Annotated in this window: 24 protein-coding genes; 22 read left to right on the top strand and 2 right to left on the bottom strand. The window is 35.2% G+C overall.

Annotated elements, in window-relative coordinates; genetic code table 11:
- The first annotated feature begins 745 nt into the window (after positions 1-745).
- Positions 746-1,000 carry a hypothetical protein gene (locus IPH52_04265; GenBank protein ID MBK7054257.1) on the top strand — a complete coding sequence of 85 codons (255 nt, stop codon included), beginning with the start codon at positions 746-748 and terminating at the stop codon, positions 998-1,000.
- A gap of 176 nt (positions 1,001-1,176) precedes the next feature.
- On the opposite strand, the gene IPH52_04260 is transcribed toward IPH52_04265, so the two are convergent.
- On the bottom strand, positions 1,177-1,890 hold the full coding sequence (locus tag IPH52_04260) for an SDR family oxidoreductase (GenBank protein ID MBK7054256.1): 714 nt from the start codon (positions 1,888-1,890) through the stop codon (positions 1,177-1,179).
- Positions 1,891-2,228: 338 nt separating this feature from the next.
- Complete coding sequence (locus tag IPH52_04255; protein MBK7054255.1) at positions 2,229-4,334, bottom strand: elongation factor G; 2,106 nt, start codon at positions 4,332-4,334, stop codon at positions 2,229-2,231.
- Positions 4,335-4,566: 232 nt separating this feature from the next.
- Between IPH52_04255 and IPH52_04250 the strand changes: the two genes are divergently transcribed.
- From IPH52_04250 to IPH52_04150, 21 genes are all read left to right on the top strand, one after another.
- Positions 4,567-5,376 (top strand): hypothetical protein, encoded by an 810-nt coding sequence (locus tag IPH52_04250; protein MBK7054254.1) that lies wholly within the window; start codon positions 4,567-4,569, stop codon positions 5,374-5,376.
- 125 nt (positions 5,377-5,501) lie between these two features.
- Complete coding sequence (locus IPH52_04245; protein MBK7054253.1) at positions 5,502-7,649, top strand: RNA-binding transcriptional accessory protein; 2,148 nt, start codon at positions 5,502-5,504, stop codon at positions 7,647-7,649.
- A gap of 145 nt (positions 7,650-7,794) precedes the next feature.
- Positions 7,795-8,235 carry a PIN domain-containing protein gene (locus tag IPH52_04240; protein ID MBK7054252.1) on the top strand — a complete coding sequence of 147 codons (441 nt, stop codon included), beginning with the start codon at positions 7,795-7,797 and terminating at the stop codon, positions 8,233-8,235.
- On the top strand, positions 8,232-8,459 hold the full coding sequence (locus tag IPH52_04235) for a hypothetical protein (protein MBK7054251.1): 228 nt from the start codon (positions 8,232-8,234) through the stop codon (positions 8,457-8,459). Before IPH52_04240 ends, IPH52_04235 begins: the two co-directional genes overlap by 4 nt.
- Positions 8,460-8,514: 55 nt before the next feature.
- Positions 8,515-8,793: a hypothetical protein gene (locus IPH52_04230; GenBank protein MBK7054250.1), complete on the top strand. Its 279-nt coding sequence runs from the start codon at positions 8,515-8,517 to the stop codon at positions 8,791-8,793.
- A 117-nt stretch (positions 8,794-8,910) separates the two neighbouring features.
- The gene (locus tag IPH52_04225) at positions 8,911-9,231 is read left to right on the top strand and encodes a hypothetical protein (GenBank protein ID MBK7054249.1); all 321 of its coding nucleotides are present in this window, start codon (positions 8,911-8,913) and stop codon (positions 9,229-9,231) included.
- 78 nt (positions 9,232-9,309) lie between these two features.
- Positions 9,310-10,446, top strand: a complete 1,137-nt coding sequence (locus tag IPH52_04220) for a hypothetical protein (GenBank protein ID MBK7054248.1) — start codon at positions 9,310-9,312, stop codon at positions 10,444-10,446.
- 194 nt (positions 10,447-10,640) lie between these two features.
- Positions 10,641-13,028, top strand: coding sequence for a GTP-binding protein (locus tag IPH52_04215; protein ID MBK7054247.1), 2,388 nt, complete (start codon positions 10,641-10,643; stop codon positions 13,026-13,028).
- The gene (locus tag IPH52_04210; protein ID MBK7054246.1) at positions 13,025-13,429 is read left to right on the top strand and encodes a hypothetical protein; all 405 of its coding nucleotides are present in this window, start codon (positions 13,025-13,027) and stop codon (positions 13,427-13,429) included. The genes IPH52_04215 and IPH52_04210 overlap by 4 nt, the downstream gene beginning before the upstream one ends.
- A 119-nt stretch (positions 13,430-13,548) precedes the next feature.
- Positions 13,549-14,397, top strand: a complete 849-nt coding sequence (locus tag IPH52_04205; GenBank protein ID MBK7054245.1) for a hypothetical protein — start codon at positions 13,549-13,551, stop codon at positions 14,395-14,397.
- Positions 14,398-14,480: 83 nt separating this feature from the next.
- Positions 14,481-14,714 (top strand): hypothetical protein, encoded by a 234-nt coding sequence (locus IPH52_04200; GenBank protein ID MBK7054244.1) that lies wholly within the window; start codon positions 14,481-14,483, stop codon positions 14,712-14,714.
- A gap of 324 nt (positions 14,715-15,038) precedes the next feature.
- On the top strand, positions 15,039-15,647 hold the full coding sequence (locus tag IPH52_04195) for a hypothetical protein (GenBank protein MBK7054243.1): 609 nt from the start codon (positions 15,039-15,041) through the stop codon (positions 15,645-15,647).
- Positions 15,648-15,651: 4 nt separating this feature from the next.
- Positions 15,652-16,026, top strand: a complete 375-nt coding sequence (locus tag IPH52_04190) for a hypothetical protein (protein MBK7054242.1) — start codon at positions 15,652-15,654, stop codon at positions 16,024-16,026.
- A gap of 289 nt (positions 16,027-16,315) precedes the next feature.
- Positions 16,316-16,543: an AbrB/MazE/SpoVT family DNA-binding domain-containing protein gene (locus IPH52_04185; GenBank protein ID MBK7054241.1), complete on the top strand. Its 228-nt coding sequence runs from the start codon at positions 16,316-16,318 to the stop codon at positions 16,541-16,543.
- Between the two features lie 210 nt (positions 16,544-16,753).
- Positions 16,754-17,143 (top strand): hypothetical protein, encoded by a 390-nt coding sequence (locus IPH52_04180; protein ID MBK7054240.1) that lies wholly within the window; start codon positions 16,754-16,756, stop codon positions 17,141-17,143.
- Between the two features lie 9 nt (positions 17,144-17,152).
- A complete protein-coding gene (locus IPH52_04175) occupies positions 17,153-17,665 on the top strand; it encodes an immunity 26/phosphotriesterase HocA family protein (protein ID MBK7054239.1) in 513 nt (170 codons plus the stop codon).
- 312 nt (positions 17,666-17,977) lie between these two features.
- Positions 17,978-18,730, top strand: coding sequence for an FtsQ-type POTRA domain-containing protein (locus tag IPH52_04170; GenBank protein MBK7054238.1), 753 nt, complete (start codon positions 17,978-17,980; stop codon positions 18,728-18,730).
- Between the two features lie 6 nt (positions 18,731-18,736).
- Positions 18,737-19,987 (top strand): cell division protein FtsA, encoded by a 1,251-nt coding sequence (gene ftsA, locus IPH52_04165; GenBank protein ID MBK7054237.1) that lies wholly within the window; start codon positions 18,737-18,739, stop codon positions 19,985-19,987.
- A gap of 19 nt (positions 19,988-20,006) precedes the next feature.
- On the top strand, positions 20,007-21,230 hold the full coding sequence (gene ftsZ, locus IPH52_04160) for a cell division protein FtsZ (protein ID MBK7054236.1): 1,224 nt from the start codon (positions 20,007-20,009) through the stop codon (positions 21,228-21,230).
- A gap of 166 nt (positions 21,231-21,396) precedes the next feature.
- The gene (locus IPH52_04155) at positions 21,397-22,722 is read left to right on the top strand and encodes an adenylate/guanylate cyclase domain-containing protein (GenBank protein ID MBK7054235.1); all 1,326 of its coding nucleotides are present in this window, start codon (positions 21,397-21,399) and stop codon (positions 22,720-22,722) included.
- Positions 22,723-22,812: 90 nt separating this feature from the next.
- Positions 22,813-23,475: a DnaJ domain-containing protein gene (locus tag IPH52_04150; protein MBK7054234.1), complete on the top strand. Its 663-nt coding sequence runs from the start codon at positions 22,813-22,815 to the stop codon at positions 23,473-23,475.
- Positions 23,476-23,480: the final 5 nt, after the last annotated feature.

Here is a 23,480-nt window from a genome sequence, read left to right as displayed (position 1 = left end):
AATAAAAGTCAAATTATACAAGTGTTTTTTGATTCGAAAGAAAGGAGTTGCTTTTTGCATCCAATGAGGAATCCGTTTTACATTTAGGCAACCTAGAACGGACATAGAAGCCACATAGAAGCCAATTTCGGCTTCTATGTGGCTTCTATGTAGCTTTTATGTCAGAATAAGATTGGTTTAAATTGCACAGTCATTAAAACGGATTACCATCGATGGACACCGATTAACACCGAGAAAAGATACGATAGCATATTAATATGTAAGTGGAAGTGAGGTTTTTGAAGTCATGGAAAGCCAGTGCGAATCTAAAATCAACTCAAAGACCATCGTTTTTTTATCGGTGTTCATCGGTGGTAAAATCTTTCGGGGTTATTTCCGAGGCTTATTACAAAGCGATTCCTGCCGATATAGTAGATAAGGTAAAAAGCGTTCTGCCGCCGAGCTTCTTAGAAGTCATAGATGCATTTTACCAAAAGGTTGTGAAATGAATTTTGGGAAAGTTTTTGTTTTTTTATCAGGATTATCGCTTGGATATTTCTTAACAAATCTAAAGGGAACGGTAATGAATGATTACCTTTACCTTTTTGTGGGAATTGTTGGCGGATACTTTCTATTTAACTTCATACCTTATTATTTCACAGCAGAAGAAGTAGCAAAGCCTACTCTTACAGAGCCCGGTATGGCAATGGGTGGAGGTGGAGAGCCACCAAAAGAAATCACAGTTAAAAAAGTATTCAAAGCAAGCATCTTTGGAGATCCACTTACACCTGACGAAGTAATTTTTGATAAGAAAGGAATTACATTTAACGTAAAAAACTTTTTCGGAAACACTGAAACATTCGTGTTATATAGTGATGTGTCTGGAGTCGAAATCGTAGAAGGAATTATGCTTTCTACAATTAAAATCAAACCCAAGACTAGAAACACTGACATCAAAATTGATAACTTCGCAAAAGCAGATGCAAAGGTAATTAAGAAATTGATATTAGAGAAATTGTAGAATGTTATAATATTTTTCGCAAAAGGATTATACTGTCATTTCGAACTAGCTTCATCCAAACTTGCGCCGTGAGAAATCTATCTGGCAAATTACAATTAGTTCTAAGAATGATAGACCTCTCACAAATTATTCTTGCTGTTCCTTAACCATTCGACTAAGTATGTTCTAGGTGACGGTTAAGTAAGTGAATTTTTAGCCCGTCTCTCTATCTTATGCTTCTGCGGTTGCAGAGTAATGTCAGTAACCGCTAGAGAACTTTTTTGGTTTAGAATCATTTCGACTGCATCTGCTATTGTTTCTGGATCAAGATAAGAATCAGGATCAGGATTTTCTTTAATACTTAGTTCATTATAAAAATTTGTTCTAGTGACATCGGGATGAATATTACAAATCTTTACGCCTGTCTTTCTGACTTCCTCAAAAAGAGATTCTCCAAATTGAGTTAAACCAGCCTTAGCCGCAGAGTAGGCAGAAGCAAGAGGAGAAGACTTCTTAGCAGTGACAGAGGAAATATGAATAATAGTTCCCTGGTTTGCTTTAATTTGTCTTAGGAGTAATCTTGTAATTAAAATCGGAGCAGTGAGGTTTACTTGAATTATCTCCTCTAATTTCTTATAATCTAATTCCTCATGAAGTCCGATTAAACCAAAGCCAGCATTATGAATCAATAGATATATGGCTTTATCATTACTTTGAATTTCATCAACTTTGCGCCTGATAATTTTTGCATCACGTAAATCACATTCTACAAATTGAAAGCTTTCATTGTCCATTAGCCTCTCTGGCTTGGTTCTAGATAATCCATATACTTTATAACCTAGCCCCAATACTTTTTCTGCAATAGCAAATCCAATTCCTGAACTAGTTCCTGTAATGATAGCTGATTTCATTGTGATAGCTTGTTTTAACATATGCGTTATAGTCAACTTTTCATTCGTCATTTTCGAAATTTTCATTCGGGAAACTCTCCTTCTTGATAACTTCAAAATTGTTTGGTGGTTGTATGATTAAAGCAAGAAGGTAGGAAACCTTCGACAAAGCTGAGTGGAGATTTCAGGAGAGACACTTCTTCTAAGTAGATAATATAGAATAACCCCTAAAAATAAAAAAGCCAAGCTTTGCAGCTTGGCTTTTTTTGTAAGCATAACAGTATCGTAGGGACACATCCTTTATCGTAAGGACTTGATTAATCAAGTCCTTACGATAATGTCTACAGCCCAAGATTAGTCTAATCTTCGTCTTGTTTAACTTTGTATTTCTTGGTTAACTCGTCCGCGACGTTTCTAGGAACAGGAGCGTAACGAGAAAATTCCATTGAGAACTCAGCTTTACCTTGAGTAGAAGAACGTAGGACTGTCGAATAACCAAACATATCCGCTAAAGGAACTTCTGCTTCAATTTTACAATAAGCATCTTGTTCTGTTGTCGCTAGAATCATACCACGTCTCTGGTTAATACCGCCGAGGATTGCTCCCTGGAATTCGACCGGACCATCAACTTCTACTTTCATGATAGGCTCGAGGATAATCGGAGCAGCCTTTGCGAACCCTTGACGGAATCCGTAACGAGCACCAATTTGGAATGCCATATCAGAAGAATCCACATCATGGTAAGCACCGTCATTGATAACAGCACGCACACCAACGATTGGGAATCCAATAAGAGCTCCTCTTTCGAGACAGCTTTTAAATCCTTTATCACAAGAACTGATATACTCACGAGGAATAGATCCACCAACAACTTTGTCAACGAACTCGTAGTTCTTTCCTTCTTCGAGAGCGATAGGCTCAAGGTAACCGGCAACGCGAGAGAATTGACCCTGACCACCCGTTTGCTTTTTATGAGTGTAATCAAATTCAGCTTTCTTGGTGATAGTCTCACGGTAAGCAACTTGAGGAGCGCCGGTTACTAAATCAACACCGTATTCTCTCCTCATACGCTCTACATAAACTTCAAGGTGTAATTCACCCATCCCTTTGATGATAGTTTGTCCAGACTCTTTATCAATTTCTGTTTTGAAAGTTGGATCTTCTTTTGTAAAACGGTTTAACGCTTTAGCAAGGTTAGGAAGTTGTTTAGATTCTTTACATTCGATTGTAAGAGAAATCACAGGAGCAGGAACAAACATAGACTCCATTGTAATTTTCCAAGTTCCATCAGTAAATGTATCGCCTGACGCACAATCAATACCGAATAACGCAACGATATCTCCTGCTTCTGCGGATGTGATTTCTTCCATCTCGTCAGAGTGCATACGAACGAGTCGCCCCACACTGTGTTTTTTATTGTTAGAAGAATTGAAAATCGTCATACCCTTAGAAAGTTTTCCTTGGTATACACGAACATAAGTCAACTGACCATAACGTCCGTCTTCCAATTTGAATGCAAGACATGCGAGAGGTTTAGTAGGATCTGATTCGAGAATGATTTCTTCTTCATCTTTATTTAGATCGAGACCTTTGTTTACGACTTCTGTCGGATTAGCAAGATAATCCGCTACTCCATCGAGAAGTTTTTGAACTCCTTTGTTTTTATAAGCAGAGCCCATAAATACAGGAGTTAGTTTTAATTCGAGAACGCCTTGACGAATCGCACGTTTGATTTGATCTTCAGTAGGAGTTCCTTCCAGCATTGCTTCGGTTAGTTCATCACTGAATAAAGAAACTGCATCTAGAAGTTCTTCTCTTTTTTTGTTAGCAAGTTCTTGGTGCTCAGCAGGAATTTCTTTTTCTACAACGTCCATTCCATTTGCACCTTCAAAATAAACGGCTTTCATGGATACTAAGTCGATGATTCCATTGAAATTTCCTTCAAGACCAATAGGAAGTTGAACTGCTACAGCGTTATGCTTTAGCTTTTCTCTTAGTTGATCAATCACGCGGAATGGATTTGCACCAGTTCTATCAAGTTTGTTAATAAAGGCAACGCGCGGAACAGAGTAACGTCTCATTTGTCTATCCACAGTGATGGACTGAGATTGAACACCCGATACACCACAAAGAACTAAGATAGCACCATCAAGAACTCGCAAAGAGCGCTCAACTTCAATTGTAAAGTCAACGTGACCGGGAGTATCAATGATATTTATAGAAGTATTTTTCCAAGTGCAATAGGTAGCAGCAGATTGAATGGTGATTCCGCGCTCTCTTTCCAATTCCATACTGTCCATCTTTGCCCCGACGCCGTCTTTACCGCGAACGTCATGGATAGCGTGAATTCTATTCGTATAAAAAAGAATACGTTCTGTAAGTGTTGTTTTCCCTGAATCGATGTGAGCTGAGATCCCGATATTACGGGTGTTTTTTAGTTTATCGCTCAATGTTTTTGTGCTCATGATTGTCCTCTATTCCAATTGTAGGGGCAAATTGCCCGATTGTATGTCATAATTGCAAATATAGGCTGTGAGTCGAACAAAAAGAGGTGAGAGACCATTTAGTCTTAAGTCGTTAGTAAGAAAAATATATCATCATAATTAAACTGAAATTGTATTAATATGCCTTGACATGTTGTTCTCTGAACGCTTCGTTCAAATTTCTTTCATTAGAAAGAAACAAAGAGGATAATCTATGAAATTTACTATAATTCCATTTTTATTTATAAGTCTCAGCATTCTTGCTCAGGAAAAGGTAGAGCCGCTTAAGGTTCAAAAGTCTGAGAATGATGGGTCTTCTATTGAAAACATTCTCAAGTCAGAAGATCTACTGGACCAAAAAATTTCTGAGGTTAATACTGCATTGAAAGGATATTACAAAATTCTTTTTATGCGGTTAGATACTATACCGGGCAGAACAATTGTATCGAGGGGAATCACAAAAGGAGATGAATGCATTGAAAATCCGAATCAAGCTGAGACAGGAAACTGTTTAAAAGTAGAACAGTTTGATGCTATAGATATTGAAATCAAAAATAGTCATGGCTCAAAGAGTAAACAGATTATTTTATTCTTCGATATTCCTTCCAATACGCTTGCGAATAGCGATAAACCGGTAGAAGCTAAGCTAACAAAGATCAAAACTAAAATTTTGATGGATAATTTTGCATTAAAAGAAAAAACTAATTTAGAAATAATTGATACTGATCCACTTGGAAAACCAAGTCACGATGATAAAATATTTGTAATCAGGCAAATACAAGATTTTCCGGCAAACAAAAATATACCGCTAGAAGGAAAAATTGGAATTGGTAAATTTGGGTTAGATACATTTGATAATACCGACCCGGAGCCGATTCGATTCACTTTTAAACAAAAATCATATTTAAAGAGTTTAGTTGTATTTGATAGACTTTTAGGAAAGATTTATGATTTAAATGATTTATCTACAAACAATCGAACAAAAACGAATGTGCAATTTCAAAAGAAGTCTTTAGAATATTAAATTCTTTTTTTAGGATGACTATTTTTTAAAAGGGGTTTGTCTAGCTTTAGACTTTCCCCTGCCCTTGATCAAATTTATAGTTGATCAAACGGGAAAGAAAAGACGAGTATAATATATTTTAAAAAATGGATATTATGAACAAAGCACATGTATCCATTCTTTCCAAAGAACTTCAAATTTCAGAAAAGCAAATTGCAGGCACGATTCAACTTTTAGAAGAGGGAGCGACGATTCCCTTTATTAGCCGCTATAGAAAAGAAATCACGGGAAGCCTAGACGAAGTTCAGATTGCAAATATCTCTACTCGAATCAATCAATTAGTCGAGTTAGAAAAAAGAAGAGAAACTGTATTACATACAATCGAAGAGCAAGGAAAGCTCACAGCAGAACTTAGAAAAAAAATTACATCTACGTATGATCCAATTGAATTAGAAGACCTCTATTTACCATACAAACCAAAACGAAAAACAAAAGCGTCAGTTGCAAGAGAGAAAGGCTTAGAGCCATTAGCCTTACATATAATGGAGCAATCAAAAAATAATTTATCAGAGCTTGCGAAATCCTTTGTCTCTAAAGAAAAAGACGTTAGTTCCATCGAAGAGGCTTTGCAGGGAGCGAGAGATATTGTGGCTGAGATGATTAGTGAAACAAAAGAAGTAAGAAGTCTTATACGTTCCCAGTTCCAGAGACAAGCTATTGTAAAATCCTCCGTGGTTAAAGGCAAAGACGAAGAGGGAAGTAAATACAAAGATTATTTTGAATACGAAGAGCCTTTACAGAAATGTCCGTCACACCGGTTTCTAGCTATTATGCGCGGAGTGAATGAAGAGATTCTAAAACTTTCTATCGCACCTGACCATGATACAACCATTCAGGCAATGGAAAATTCAGTTATCAAGAAAAATGCTACTAGAGAGTCGAGAGAGCAATTAGATATAGCAATTAAAGATTCTTACAAACGACTTTTGCAACCTTCCATAGAAACAGAATTTCGCCAGATGACAAAAGAAAACGCGGACTTAGAGGCTATTCATGTGTTTTCGCTCAATCTCAGACAACTTCTATTATCATCTCCATTAGGACAAAAGAGGATAATGGCAGTTGACCCCGGATTTAGAACGGGATGTAAAATAGTATGTTTAGATAGCGAAGGAAATTTTCTATTCAATTCAACAATTTACCCACATCCACCACAAAATGAAATAGAAAAATCACGCGCAATGATTTTAGATTTAGCAAAGAAATTTAAAACAGAAGCAATCGCAATCGGAAATGGAACTGCTTCTAGAGAGACAGAAAGTTTCTTTAAAGGAATTAACTTTCCTTCGGCTGTAGAAATTTTTATGGTGAATGAAGCAGGCGCTTCCATTTATTCAGCGTCAAAGATAGCTCGAGACGAATTTCCCGACCAAGACGTTACAGTAAGAGGAGCAGTGTCTATTGGAAGAAGACTTCTTGATCCACTGGCTGAACTAGTAAAGATCGAACCAAAATCCATCGGAGTCGGGCAATACCAACACGATGTAGACCAATCGCTATTACACTCTCGCTTAGACCAAGTAGTTGAAAGCTGTGTGAATCTAGTCGGTGTTAACCTCAATACGGCAAGCAAACACTTATTAGCCTACGTTTCGGGTGTGGGTCCTGCGTTAGCCGAAAGCATTGTTAGTTTCCGAAAAGAACATGGACAATTCAAATCCCGTAAACAACTACTTAAAGTTCCACGCCTAGGAGAAAAAGCATTTGAACAATGCGCTGGTTTCTTACGAATTCCCAATTCAGAAAATCCATTAGACAACAGTGCCGTTCATCCAGAAGCCTACACAATCGTAGAAAAAATGGCAAAGGATTTGAAGACAGATATCCCAACTCTACTAAAAGATGAGAGTCTTCAAAAAAAGATTGAAGTAAAAAAATATCTCACAGATGAAATTGGTCTTCCTACATTGCAAGACATTGTAAAAGAATTAGCAAAGCCAGGACTCGATCCAAGACAAAAAGCAAAATCTTTTTCGTTCGATGACTCAATCAAAACGATCGACGATCTCAAAGAAGGATTGGTTCTTCCAGGAATCGTAAACAATCTCACAAACTTCGGCGCCTTCGTAAATATCGGAATCAAAGAATCAGGCTTACTTCATATTTCCCAAATCTCCAATCAATTTATAAAAAGTCCTTCTGACGTTTTACAATTAAATCAGCAAGTGAAAGTAAAAGTTGTCTCGATTGATAAAGAGAGAAAGCGAGTGCAACTAACGATGAAGTTTGAGTAGGAAGGATTGGGGGAGACAGTGCGTAGCTACGCACTGCGCAGTCGGTTGCAACCGACTGTCTAAGTAAAAAAGCTTTTAATTATCTTTAGGTTTATTACAATTGTAGTGTTTAGTAAGTTTTAATAAGCTGCGAGGAATAAGACCAATGAAAATATATCTTGATATGTGTTCTTTTAATCGCCCTTATGATGACCAAACTTATATAAAAATTAAACTGGAAGCAGAGGCAAAGCTTTTTATTCAGCATGAGGTAAAAGAAGGTCGATTGAAATTGGCTTGGTCGTATATATTGGAATTCGAAAATGAAGACAATCCCTATAAAGAGAGACGTGAGACAATAGAAAGTTGGATAGACCTTGCATTCATTGATGTTGAACCTTCTGAATCTATCTTAAAGCAAGCGGAGGCATTAGAAAAAAAAGGCATAAAAGCTGACGATGCTTTGCATATTGCTTGTGCAATTTCAGCAAAGTGTGATTACTTTATTACAACGGATTATAAACTAATAAAAAAGGCAGTTACTTTAAATCAGATTCATGTAATGAATCCTGTGGATTATATTCGAATTTTGGAGGATAAGATATGATAACCGATACAGAAATTAAATCTCAGGGAATGAAACTCTTGGTAAAAAATCTGGGCATAGTAGAAGCAGAGCGGTTTGTTGCTCTTATTCAAAGAGAGCCATTCGATTATACTGAATGGAAACAAAATCATTGGAAAGATAAAACCGTAAAAGAGATTCATAAAGAAGCGACTGACTTCCGAAAACAAAAACGAGCTACTGCAAAGAAAAAAGTCGTTAAATAATTTTTCTTACCACAAAGTGCGCGAAGTCCACGAAGGATAATAAGGTGTAACCATGATAGATAAATTTAAGAATGTTCCAGTAGAGGAAGATACTACTATTAAATTTCGAAGTGTAACCAAGTTCGAAAATATCGATGCCTTACATGAAGGGTGGTATTGGGAAGGAGTAACAGCTGAAAGTCTCATCTTCGCAGACGAGGACATAACGCATATTAGCCCGGAAGAGTTAGAACAAAAAATAATCGCATCGCCTTTCTATCAAAATGACAATGGAGTAACTGTTAAGAAGTCAGATGGATTTACGTTTGTGAATTTTAATTTCGTTGTGGGGTAATGGGGGTTACATATATACTATTAATGATTTCTATTCATTGAGAATTATTTCAAACAAAAATGGAGCGAAGATAAAAAAACTTGCAATTTCTTAATTGTCTATTAAATCAGACTTACTATGAATATTAAAGAGAATGCAGTGATTGCTTTTACTTTTACAGAAACTGATCCCAAAGATTATCAATATTTTTACAACAAGCTTAAAGATTTAAGCAAAGAAGAAAATGTTGTCTATCCTAAAAAAAATAATGAAATTCCAGACTCTACTTGCTTTGTGCGAAATTTAAAGCCAGAATATCACACAAGTGAAAGTATTAAAAAATTCCTAGATGATATTACTAAATTTAATACGGAAGATATCAAATCTCCTCATATAACAATATACAAACTTCTAATTTGTTTAACGGAAGAAGAACCCTTGTATGAAAGCTACCCATAGTAGATCACGTTCGTTTATTTTGATTAGCCTTCAAAACCTATAGACATAATGATTAATGTGTTAAGCAATTTATAGCATATGACTGATTTAGAAATAATCAATGAACTCAACAAATCTGGGGATGGAAAAGTCGTCGAAACGGATAAACAATTTACAAACGATTTGCTTGACCCAAATATATCTTCCTATTATTTAAATGCCTCTAAAAATGTAATTGAGTTAAAACTTAATTTCAAGAAATCTGTATCTCCTATAATTTTTAAATTAAAGCATCTAGAGCGATTGTGTTTAAATATGAACAAGGTTATTGAAATACCTGACGGCTTCAATAATTTCAAGAGTTTAGAATATCTTGAATTAACATTTGATAGTATTAAAATTTTACCTTTATCAATCTTTACATTAAGTAAACTAAAAATTCTAATAGTAAAAGGTTCAGAGGAAATAAAATTTATTCCGACCGAAATAGGGAATCTGGAAAATCTTAAAAAGCTTGAAATTAACCTTGACTCGTTTTGGATTGCTAAAGAATCCATTTCAATTGATGTAATAAAATTTATTCCCAAAAGTATTGGTAATCTAAAGAACCTTGTGGAGCTTGATCTTTATATTAGTGGATTACAGAAATTACCCGACACCTTTGGTAAACTTAATAAATTACAAAGCTTAAGACTAAATAGCGATAAAATAAAAGTTTTGCCAGAAAGTATTGGCAATCAAAAAAACCTTGTTGAGCTTGATCTATCACTTAACAGTTTACACAAATTACCTGATTCATTTGGTGAACTTAAAAAGCTAAAGAAATTCAAGCTAAATAGTGATAAAATGGATGAACTACCTAATAGCATTGGAAATTTAAAAGAGATCACTGAGCTTGATCTTTCTCTTAGCAGTTTACAATCATTACCCGGAACATTTGTTAAACTTAAAAACTTACAGAAATTCAGATTGGATAGTGATAAAATAAAAAAACTCCCAGATAACATTGGAAATCTGAAAGGCATTACGGAACTTGATCTTTCTCTTAGTAGTTTACAAGCGTTACCTAAATCATTTGATAATCTTAAAAGTCTAAAGGAATTCAGACTAAATAGTGATGAGATAAAAGAATTACCAGATAATATTGGGAATTTAAAAGATATTACGGAACTTGATCTTTCTGTTAGCAGTTTACAGGCATTACCTGACTCCTTTGCTAAACTTAAAAAAACTTAAAAGAATTCAAGTTTAGCAGTAATGAAATAAAAACGCTACCAGATAGTTTTGGAAATCTAAAGAATCTTACCGAACTTTCTATTTCTTCTGACAGCTTAGAAAGTTTTCCGGACTCCTTATGGAATCTTTATAAAATTACTGACCTTACAATCAGTTGTCAAAAATTAATAAAGTTATCAGAACAATTAGGAAATTTGAAAAAACTCTATACTTTAGAATTATCAGGAAGCAACCTTATTGCATTGCCAAATTCATTTAATAATTTTAAGCAATTAACAAAGCTCAGTGTAAGGAACACACAAATTAATATACTGCCTGATTCTATCAGTAAACTCGAAAATTTAGAAGAGTTAGATTTTAGCGGAAATAGGAATTTAGAAGGCGATTTACCTGATTGTATATATAGATTGCGGAAATTGGAAGTATTAGATTTTTCTAATACTTCCCTATCTCGAATAAACAATAATATAGCGAAATTATCAAAGCTAATTAGGATATATTTTGATGACACAAATATTTACGACTTACCTGATTCGATTACAGAACTGCAAGAACTAACATGGTTGCGGTTATCATCCTGCAAGTTCCAAATCATTCCTGAAAGTCTAGCAAAACTAGACTTGGATTTTTATAGGGTCAGTGGTAGAAAAAGATTTATTGATATTAGTAACAACCCTTTCAATTCTGTCTTCAAAAAAATGATTCATGAAGCTAAACGCAATTCGACTAAACTTAAAAGCGCTGTTTTGAAATACTATAGCGATAGGCGAGAGAAGGAACAAAAGCTATATGAATTAAAATTAATTTTAGTAGGTCATGGATTAGTCGGTAAAACAGTATTAGCCAATGTGCTATTAAATAAAGAAACTTCGAATGGCAAAGAAGAACATCCAGAACGAACAGTAGTAGATATACATTCTTGGATATTGAAAAAAGAAATATTAAATCGAGGAAGTGTGTATAGGTTTGAAGATGATCTTAAAATAAATCTCTGGGATTTTGGAGGTCAAGAAAAATATGTATACAACCATCAACTTTTCTTTACGCCTAATACAATATATCTTCTAGTGACAGACACGGTAAGCCAGGATAGATTTGACGATGTCAATTATTGGTTACCTATGATTAACTCCTTAGCTCCTAATTCTCCAATACTGCTTGTAGTCAATAAATCAGACGTAGATACTAAAAATATTCCCATCAAGGCACTCCAAGAAAAATACAAACAAATTAATTCATCTATCCATGTCAGCGCATTGAAAGGAACGAATATAGAAGAATTAAAGCAAAGAATAATTTCTATTGTGCAAAAAGATTCAACTTTATTTGAAAGAATGCAAAAGATTTTACCTAAGCATTGGCAAAAGGTAAAATCAAAACTACTTTCCAAGAAAGAAAAAACAATGGATAAGAAAGAGTTTGATTCCATTTGCATTGATTCGGGAATTACTGATAGTGAATCTATTCTTTCGCTTCTTAACTATTTCCATGAATCAGGAATAGTATATCATATTGATGATGGGCTAGGCAGTGTTATTCTACTAGATTTGAATTGGATTACAGAAAAAATTAATCTTGTATTTTCTAGTGAAATGATTAATAAAAATAAGGGTAAAATCTCTAGAGAAGAAATCTTTGAAATTCTTGGAAAAGATAAATCTATAACCATTGATTTTATCAGCCTAGTAGAACATCCCAATTTCGATTTATTCTATAAAATACAAAATACGCATAATTACGTTACACCACATCTATTACCTAACGAAAAATTGAGGGAGGCCTATTTGCCTGATACGAAATTTATTTGTAGATATAATTTCGATTTTGCTCTTACTAGAATCATTCATAAATTTATCGTTCAAATGCATTCTAAAATTTATAAGGATATCGTATGGCGATTCGGTTTACTTATCAAGGAGAATAATACTTTCGTCTTAATCGAACAAGAGCAGGAGTCTGGAACTATTTATGTGAGAATGAGTTCGCACGATGAAAACTTTTATAATTCTATCAATCAAAAGTTTAGGGATATAATTAAGGAAATTTTAAAATCTGATTCAAAGAATTTCTTTTATCATGAAATTGCGTGTAATTGCGATGAATGTTCAAAAAAATTCAATCTGGTAGAGGATAAACCTTATTATTTCAATCAAAGATTGATTGAAAAATTAAAGAAAGATGGAAAATCTTCCTTGCAATGCCAAAGCAGTGGAATCGTAATAGACTTAAATAAATTAATGAATGGAGTGCAAAGCATGGAAGATAAAAATAAGGGCGGAGTAAATGTTAACGTTAGTGGAAATTTGATAATGAACGACTCGGCAAGTATTGGAAGTAAAATAACCGGCATTTCTTCTATTGATCTTGAATCTTTAATCAAAACAATCCTGAATCTTAAAACTGATAAGAATCTATCAGACGACGAGAGGATTCAGAAGATTAGTGAGGCTAATGATAAAATAGTCGTTCCAGATAAGAAATTCTACGAAGGTCAAGTAAAAGTTGGCTCTTTGATTCTGGTAAACTTCACTCTATCAGCAATGATTATCTTGTCTCCGGAACATTTTTATTGGAGACTTTGAATAAGCAAACAGATAAATATGATTATGCGCCGGCGCTTGTCCAATTCTCCAGAGCAATAGAAAATGAATTGAGGGAAAAATTCTTTACTCTTTATGAAACCACCACTGGTAATCAAGCCCCACTTTCAGATAAGCTTCAAACTTTAGGTAGAATAAAAGACCAATTAAGATTAGCCGCAAATAGTAATCCTAGCTTAACGGATTTTAAAAATTTCCTAGATTCAACTTATAACTCTAGCTTGATTTACAATGAGGATTCATTTTTAAAAAGATTAGAAGTTATCGCTGATAAGAGGAATAAGAGCTGTCATCCGGGAACCTTATTCACGCAAGAAATGGCTGAATCTGCCATCGGCGAAGTAAAAAGATTTTTGTCTTATTGGACGAATGTAATAAAATGAGTTTGGAGAAGAAGAATGTCAATGACTACATATAACGAGTTTTATAGTTCTTTAAAAAGATATTTAATTTTACTATTGATGAAAATACTATCCTGAATGAAGCAATCATTTCCTTTACTATGGACAACGAAACTAGGGAGTTTTGTAAAATTAAAAATGAAATAATTCAGCAAAGTTTAGATCAGTTCAATAGAAATCGATACATTACAGTAGAAGAGTGTGAATTATATAACGGAAAATATTACGAAGCAATCGTGGGTATTTCTGACGAATCTGAATCTCTAAAAATTTCTGCAAATCCTATAAAAATACCTGATTCTATTAATGAAATAAATTATATTTTAGGATTGCCATCAGATGAATTTATGATTCATCTGATTAGTCAACTTGAAAAAAACTTTGCATTATATGAAGACCAACTAAAAAATCTTTTAGCTACTTTTAGCAAGAGCGATTTTTACAGTGAAAAGAATTTTTTAAAACTATTAAGGAAATTGTTAAAAGATTTCAGTGTTATTAGAATTGAGAGTAATACCAAAAATAGAGATAGGGATGAGCTTGAATCTATAGCTAATGCTTTCCTTTATTCTAAATATTATTTTCAAAATAATCATGTAACTAGAATTTATAGAAATTTAGAAGAATTCTTAGTTGATGATGGATTTCAGGAAAAATGGTTAGGAGTAAACCGAAATAAAATCTCTTTTGAAAATACTACGCTTCCTACTAAAATTTGTAAACCCACCAAACTAATACATTATTACCTTTATGCGATGGACTCAGATGACGAGGTCGCACGTTATATGTCTTACTATAAAATTATTGAATATTGTTTTACGACTTTCCGCAATTCTTCTAATTATGCATTTCTATTCCATCCAATAAGTAGTGGAAATCCCGTTGGTGGTGACAAAAATATTTATTTAAAGTATTATCTAATATTTCTGTATCTTTTATACAAAGACTAAAAGATAAATTGGATAAATGTCGCATAGACCTAAAGGATTATTATTTAAAAGAGTTAGAATTTGATAAATCAGGAGTTAAGGGAGTGGGAATAGATTTTTCGTTTCCCGATCCTGTGAAAATTTTTGAAGCCCTTACGTTAAGAATTTATTTTACACGCTGTGCAATAAGTCATTTCAATGAAGAAAATCCACATGCAATTCCTGACCCTGGCGATATTTATGTACCGTATTACTCAAATACAAGACTGATAAAGGAAACCCTTTTACTTCGTTTCATTGCAGAAGAAATCATTGAAAGTAAAAGTACGGCGTTCTAGTTTTGCTTTGCATTCAAAATGAGTCTATCGAAAAAAGGTAAGAGAGCTTTTGCCTATAGTGTCACGTTCGATACGATTGCGGGCTTTAAATGACAACAAAGAAATCTTCGCGAGAATTCGCAATCACTCAGTGACCGATCTTTCTGTAACTAGATTACTAAAAAGTTCGGTCGCTGAGTGCGTGTATACGGCAAAAGCTCTCGTAAACAAATAAGCCGTGTATCGAAGCGACCATTTTCTACTTTACAAATAAAAGAAAACCCATACATTCAAAGAAGTTGCGAGAAGATAAATCATCCTATCCCACAAAAAAGGAATCCAAGAATGAAACTAAAACAAGTTGAGATGACAAAAGAGAAGCTAATGCGCGATTTGCGCATAGTTGAAAAAGGGGATACAGAAAAAATCAAAAAAATTATTCGTGACTTAACTCAACTGAAAGGGAAATTACCCCTAAAAGAAATATTGAAATTCATAGACCATGAAGATGAATCAGTAAGGGCAACTGTAAATTATGCGTTAGAAAAATTTGAGTTTTATAAAGACATTCCGCATTCCGGTCTTTTATTTCCTGGGACGCTTAGCAATTTAGAGATTACAGATTGTTTGCCGTTGATTGAGAAGGAAACATTACAATTTCATATTCTATTATGGAATCCGTTTGAAAAGAGTAGGATTTTACAAAATATCCCGAAATCGGAAATGAATTCCTTTCTTTCTAAATTAACAATTAACACGCGTTATTTCCCCTCTGATTATGGAAAGAAATATTACAGAGAGAGCATCGCAAGAGTAAATAAGATTTTAAATCTACTCAGTAAAGCGGGCGACATTCAATTGGATAAAACTCTTTCTCTTCCAAAGTTAAATGAGCTAAAGAAAAAACACCGGATATTTATCTTAAAACAAAAAAGAGCGAGAACGAATTTTTAATAAGATGGTAAAAGAATTTAACGCAAGAAAAGATAATTCCAAAGAAATCATAGAAGCTTCGAAAAAGCTTTCTAGTTTAGCTGTAGACAAGAAAGCATTTATCGAGTTTCTATATCAGTGCTCGGAAATGGTTTGGAGAAAAGGCATTATTAATGTAGAAGATCATCTCGATAAAATACCAGATGAATTTTTAAGAGACGGATTACAGCTAGTATGCGACTGGGTCTCTCCTGAAATCACAGAAAAGATATTACTTTCTAAAAAGAAAAAAATGATTCATGAATATGAAACCTTGTTGAATTTGATTGTTGCAGGTATAATGGGAGTATCCGAACGGACTAATCCTAAATATCTAAAGAGCATAATGGAAACGCATTGAAATAATTTAAGTGAGTCTTTATTTATTTGTTGGGTATAGAGCAGAAAAATATTTTTGAATAAGCGGCACATTCGACAAGTTCAGTGACCGACTTTTAGATAAACAAGAACTGCTTCCCATCACACTGTCTGAACAATGATTCATATGATTTTCATGATGGACTATGATTTGCATTCAGAAAAATTTCTCCAATATCGAAATCCTGCTAATCCTAAAATCCGTTAATCCTGATCCAGACAATAGATTCCTACTTGCCAAAAAATTCCACCGTATATACAATGTATCTACTATGACAAAAAAATTAGTCCAGCATGGAAATAGTGCGGCGTTGATTATTGATAAGCCTATCTTGGAATTATTAAAGATAAACTTTGAGACAGCTTTAGAAATTACGACAGATGGGAGCAAATTAATAATAGCCCCTATTGGTTTAGAGAAATCCGCAAAGCGAGTGAAAGAGTCTTTGAAGAAAATAAACAATAAGCATTCTAAGACTTTAAAGAAATTAGCGAAATGATCGGATGATTTTCACATTGAGCATTTGCCGAAACATAAACAGAAGATTGCTGTCTAAGTTATCATTTGTATTCAGAAAAATTTTCCAATATCGAAATCATAATAATCACATAAATCCCAAAAATCACAGTTCAGACATTGATGCACACACATTTTCTACTTGATAAATAGTAAGCATTTGAGAAGTATTGAAATTTCCGAAATAAATATCATGCTCAAGAAAATATATCTAACTTATATCAAAAAAAATAATGAGGTCGATGAAGTTTATAGCGGAATGGCAAGCGGCAATTGGGATGGTTCTTCTGAAGGTTTGGGTAAAGTCTTAGAAAGAAGAGATAGTAGTCATCATAAGAACGAGGATAATTTCGGACCTGCTATCTTAGATGAATTTTCGGATGATAAGGACGCAATTCGAGGAAGAGAGCAGATGTTAATTGAGCATTATGGGTATGCAAAATCAGAGGGCGGCTCTTCTGGGAATCAGATCAACGGAATTAGTCCTAGAAATAAGAAAAAAAATTTGTATATCTCCGCCGCAATTAAGCTTTTTGGGACAATTTCTATTTTACTTTTTTTATTGCATCTTGTAAAACGTTAAGAGGCGACTATGAAAACAAGCAAACAACAAAGAACGATTGGAGCGATTATAAAAGTTCCTCTTGAAAAAGGATTCTACGGTTATGGGAGAATCTTACAAGGGACTTCGTTTGCGTTTTATGATATTCGTTCTAAAGAGGGGCAAATTGATTTAGCAAAAATTGTTTCAAGTCCAGTTTTATTTATTATTTCTGTGAGTAATTATGCAGTAACGGATGGACGTTGGGCTAAGATTGGTAAGCTTCCATTGGAAAAGGAGTTTGAAGTTCTACCTCCCCGCTATACGCAAGATTTACTATCTCCTGATAAGTTCAAGATTATTTATTCTGATGGCACAGTGAAACAATCGACCAAAAAAGAATGTAGCGGATTAGAACGATTTGCCGTATGGCAACCACAGCAAGTAGAAGAAAGACTGAGTGATTATTTTGCGGGTCGTAAAAATCGCCATCTAGAACAAATGAATTCGGACGATTCTCTAGTTGAACAGTTGCCTAAACACAAACAGAAAATTGCTGTCTGAACTATGATTCTATTATTCGTTGCACGACAATTAGTTCTTAACCTGACAGCATTCAGCGATGGTTGGGATATTGATCAGTTGCGACTTTGAGGCATCATCTTAGTTGATTTTTCATAATTAAAGTCTCATTAGCAAAGAAGTAAAATCTCAAATATTCCCATTTCTCCTCTAAATTACCCGAAAACCACCAAAATAATCAGTAATATAGCATCGAAATTCATGTAGACATAAATAAAAATGTGCTAGAATATTATGTCTATCCGATAATTTAGTATACAAATATACTTTTTTGAGTAGTTTTAGGCTTTTTTTATGAATGAAGAGCATTACGAGAGACAATGGAAGATAAAAAACAATCGTATGAAGTTAGGGGCAATATTTATTATCATAGCCTCTCTTCTAGTGATTGTATACGATTTTGGGTTTAATCGTAAGTCTGGTCTTTCTTCTTCGGTAAATAAGCTTGTGATTACTGGACATCAAAAATTGAGCAAGGAAGAAATTGTTGCGATTTTAGGTGTGCAGGCAGGGGTTCCATTTGAGGACTACAGTCTTAAAGTCTTGGAAGAAAAGCTAGAGAAGCACCCGAGAATTAAAAAGGCTAGCGTTACTCGGAGATCAAAAGAACAACTTTTGGTTTCGATTGTGGAAAGGGGAGCGAGATTTATCGTGAACTCGAATGACAATCTATACGAAATAGACGATGATTATCGACTTGTTTCTATAGATGATATTAGAGATGCGAACTTAGTTGTTTTAAGTGGAGAATTTAATCTCGGACACAATCAACAAGTGAACAAAAAGCTGAAAGAGTTTTGCGAGTCTGTCGAGAATTTGTTTGAGGCATATCCTCAACTCAAAGATCGAATTGCAGAAGTGCGATTGGATGAGGACGGAGAGATTACGATATACACGCAGTATCCGCAACGCATACGTGTGAATATGGGAAATAAACTCGAAAGTATACAAATACGAAAGTTATATGCAAGCCTAGCTTTCTTTGAGAATCAGGCTTCAAATGTTAGATTATTAGATTTAAGGGGAGATGACGCAGTTTATCATTAGAATCATATGCAGGAATTAGACAACAGTATAGCCGCAATAGACCTGGGTTCTTCTCTTATTAAAGTTGTAGTAGGAAGAGCAATCAGTGAAAATGAAATTGAAATCATTGGCACAGGAACCGCCCTGTGTTCAGGAATAAAAAACGGCGCAATTATAAATATAGAGACTACAACTAAATCAATCAACGAAGCCATTAGCCTCGCCGAACTTATGGCCGGACAAGAAATTTCACAAGTAATCGTAAACATAACCGGTAAAACAATCAAGGCTGATAATTCGAAAGCGGTAGTCGCAATCACTAACAGAGAACGAATTGTTACCGAAGATGACGTTAGGCGCGTGATTGAAGCAGCGCAACCAAGAGTTCCTAGCGACCAAATGGTATTACATGTATTATCCAAAGAATTTTCTGTAGACGATCAAACTAATATCAAAGAGCCTTTGGGGATGACAGGCGTTAGACTCGAAGCAGAAGTTCATGTGGTTACTGCTGGTATAACAACAGTTCACAACTTGGACAAATGCATTGAAGGTGCAGGTCTTGGTCAAATTGACAAAGTGCTTTCCAGTTTTGCTTCCTCCGAAGCAGTATTAACAAGCGGAGAAAAAGATTTAGGCACAGCGGTCATTGATATAGGTGCTGGGATAACAGACATTGTAATCTTCCAAGACGGTGGTGTTTGCTATTCGGGAGTAATTCCATTTGGTGGAAACAATATCACTAGCGATATTTCCATTGGATTAAAAACTCCACTCGAACCAGCAGAAGTAATTAAGAAAAAATTCGGACATTGTCTACACGAAGCAGTTGAGCCAACTGAAAAAATTGAAGTTCCTGCTGTAAGTGGAAGACCTTCTAGACAAGTCTTAAGACAAGACTTAGTTCGAATTGTAGAAGCAAGAACACGAGAAATTTTAGAGCACATCAATCACGAGTTAGATAAGTCAGGGAAAAAATCATTCTTATCCGGTGGAGTAATTCTTACCGGTGGAACAAGTTTACTTCCCGGAATTGATTTACTTGCCGAAGAAATATTCGGATTATCCGTAATCGTCGCAAGACCAGCAGGTCTAGGAGGACTCTCTGAACGAGTGGCTTCTCCTGAGTATTCGACCGCAGTAGGCCTCATAAAATATGTTGTAAGAAGCATTGATATTGAAAGTAAGGCACCCAACGAAAAATGGAGCAGCTCATCAACGGGAGACAAAGAAAGTCCCTTGAAAAGAGTTTGGCGTTGGATGGAAACTAATTTATAAAATAAAAATGGAGCAAAATATGCTGTATATGGATGAACAAAGAACAAGTCCCGTAGTAATTAAAGTTGTTGGAGTTGGCGGCGGTGGTATGAACGCTGTTAGCCGCATGGTGAATGCAAATTTCCGCGGAGTTGAATTTATCGTAATGAATACGGATGAACAGGTTCTTAGCAAATCCAGCGTTGAAAACCGCGTTCAACTTGGTAATAAAGTTACGCGTGGAATGGGCGCAGGTGGTGACCCTGAAGTTGGAAATAAAGCGGCTCAAGAAGACAAAGATCGAATAGCCTCAGTTCTGAAAGGTGCGGATATGGTATTCGTAACCGCTGGAATGGGCGGAGGAACAGGAACAGGCGCAGCTCCTGTAATTGCAGAGATTGCAAAAGAACTAAAATGTTTAGTTGTAGGTGTTGTTACTCTTCCATTCGGATTTGAAGGACGACGTAGAAATGACCTAGCTAAAAACGGTCTTAACCTGTTACGCCAAAACGTGGATACCCTCATCACAATCAAGAACGACTCTATCTTCAAAGTAGTAGATAAAAAAGCACCGATTGATTTTGCTTTCCGCGTAATCGATGATATCCTCTTGAATGCAGTTAAAGGATTAAGCGACATTATCAATCACCCTGGAATTATCAACGTTGACTTTGCAGATGTGAAGACAATCATGAAAGATACAGGCGATGCAATCATGGGAGTGGGAGAAGGTGTAGGCGAAAACAGAGTAGCCGATGCAGTCGAACATGCGATTAACAACGTGTTACTCGAAGAAACTTCTATTGCAGGTGCAAGTTCTCTATTAATCAACGTAACCGGTGGAAATGATTTAACAATCAATGATTGGAATGAAGTTTCTCAAGTCATCACAGGTCAAGTAGACACGAACGCAAATATCATCATCGGTCTAAACGAAGAAGAAGGACTCAACGAAAAAATTCGCGTGACTGTAATTGCAACTGGCTTTAGAGCAAGACTTCCTCATACACTAACGTCTCTCAAACGTGAACAAAATCCTGTGAACAATCAGCAACAACAACCACAGCCGCAGAAAGACCAACGAGAAGTTCAGCAACAACAACCACAACCAATGGTTCGCCCAAAAGTTGTGAACATGCCGGATCCACATGAATACATCGAGCCAACACGCTCTATCAAATCACAAAACCGCGTGAACGCTCCTTACAATTACAATGAAGACTATGATATTCCAGCTTACCTTAGAAGGGGTAATCGGGATTAGTCGATGGTTATCTAGGTGACGCATATATGCGTCACCTACACTATGCAACTGCTGCGCTTTCAATTAATATTAATAACGCCTTTCCCAAAGGTTTTTCAATCACACCCCAAAAATTTCTTCTTGTATTTAATCTCCCATTCTTTAAATATTTACCAGTCACAAGAATATGCAAGAAATCCAAGATCAAATAAACAAAGAACAAGCCGTTGCAAATAAAAAGAAAGCAATTGCTCCAAACCTTGCGCGCTTGTCGGCATATTTAATTATATTGTATTTTGTTCCAAGTGATCTGCATTTTTTTAAGAACATACTTTGGGTAAATTCAGTATTTGCCGCTGTATGGTTATTGTCAGAATTTATCTTTGTATTTAATTATCAGAAATACAAAATACTACCCTATTTGCCAGCTACTTCTGATTTAGTATCTACGTTTACGATTATATATTTGACCGGTAACGGTAATTCTACTTTTTCCGCAATCTTAGTTTCCTTGGTAGTGATTAGCACTTTGTTTTCAGCAGATACATTTCAGTCTATTTTTATACTAACAACTTCCCTTCTTTTCTATTTATTATTACTACTCGGACTTTATTTCCATTTATACCCTTATGTAAATTTAATGGACTTCGGAAATAATCCAAGTATTCTTACTTACCTATTTTCCTTTTTCGTTTTCTTTTTTATGATGTTTGGACTATTTAATTCTGTGAGAGGAATTGGAACGGCTAACATAGAGTTAAACGAAAAGTTAAAAGAGTTAATCATTATTTCAGAGAGAGAAAAAAATAGAAGTGAAAAGCTTTTACTCAATATTTTACCTGTCGAGGTCGCAGAAGAATTAAAAGATGAAGGCTTTGTGAAACCGGTCTTATATGAGAATGTAACAATACTATTCACTGACTTTGAAGGATTTACAAAAATTGCAGAGAGAATGTCTCCAGAGGAATTGTTAAAGACGTTAGACGCAAGCTTTACTCAATTTGACAAGATTGTAGAAAAAAATAATTTAGAAAAACTAAAAACGATAGGCGACAGTTATATGTGCGCGGGTGGACTACCTATTAAAAATAATACTCACCCTGTTGATGCCTGTCTTGCCGGATTGGAATTAAAGCACTTAATGACTGAAATAAAAGAACTTCAAGACTCTTTAGGTTTTGAATCCTGGGAGCTAAGAATTGGTATCCACTGCGGACCTGTAATTGCTGGAGTAATAGGCGAGAAAAAATTTGCCTATGATATCTGGGGAGATGCAGTAAACACTGCGAGTAGATTGGAATCGAGTGGTGCAGCAGGAGAGATTAATATCTCTCAATCAGTCTTTGATCAAGTTAAGAATTTTTTTATCTGTGAATACCGCGGAAAAATTCCAGCAAAAAATAAAGGCGATGTAGATATGTATTTTTTGAAGCGGATAATCCCCGAATACTCTTCTGATGAAAATGGCGTAATTCCAAATGAAAAATTTTGGGAGATGTATAGAGTGCTTTAAGAGGCTTAGCTTAGGTGACAATTGGTAATTTCTCTTACGCCAAATTCACGCCAGTTATGTTTTTTTTAAAAATCTTCCGATATTAAAATCATGCCGCTCACTAAATTTCCTGATTACTATGCAGTGCTCAATCTTCCCTTTGGAAGTAGCCCCGATGTAATTAAAAAATACTATCGTGAGCTTGCAAAAATTTATCATCCTGATAATAAAACCACCGGACAAGTTGCAAAATTTCAGCATCTACTTGCGGCATACCAGGTATTAAGCGGAGAATTTCGCGAAGCCTACGACAAAGCCTACCTGAAACATCTTTCGCTTAAGGCTAATGTCGATAAGGCGAAGAAAGAATTTTTACTTCCCCAAGAGCGGCTAATCTATACTACCTCCATGACCTTTCTCGCCAGACGTGGACTCATGCGAACAGGATTTCGCAGAAAAGACCGAGCTAAATTTACAGGCCTAAATCATGACATTGACTTAATCATAAAAAAAGAAGAAGCGACAAAACGAATCCTAGTTAAGATTCCTTTAACAGTGCGTATCCTCTGTCCTGAATGTCTCGGCTCGAATATCTATTGCGAGTGTTGTAACGGAATCGGAACCTACAAAAGCACCCGTAGTTTACAAATCGCATTTGAGCCGAACCTACTCGTTCACAATCGAGTCTATGAATTCGAACTCAGTCGCTTTCGTCCTGATAAGTTTATTCACTTTAAAAAGAAAAAGCTTAGAGTGCGAATTGATATTAATTAGATAAG

This window comes from Leptospiraceae bacterium (assembly GCA_016708435.1).
Taxonomy (GTDB): domain Bacteria; phylum Spirochaetota; class Leptospiria; order Leptospirales; family Leptospiraceae; genus UBA2033.
The sequence above is the reverse complement of the archived record's forward strand: the minus strand, read 5'-3'. Positions and strand labels throughout refer to the sequence as shown.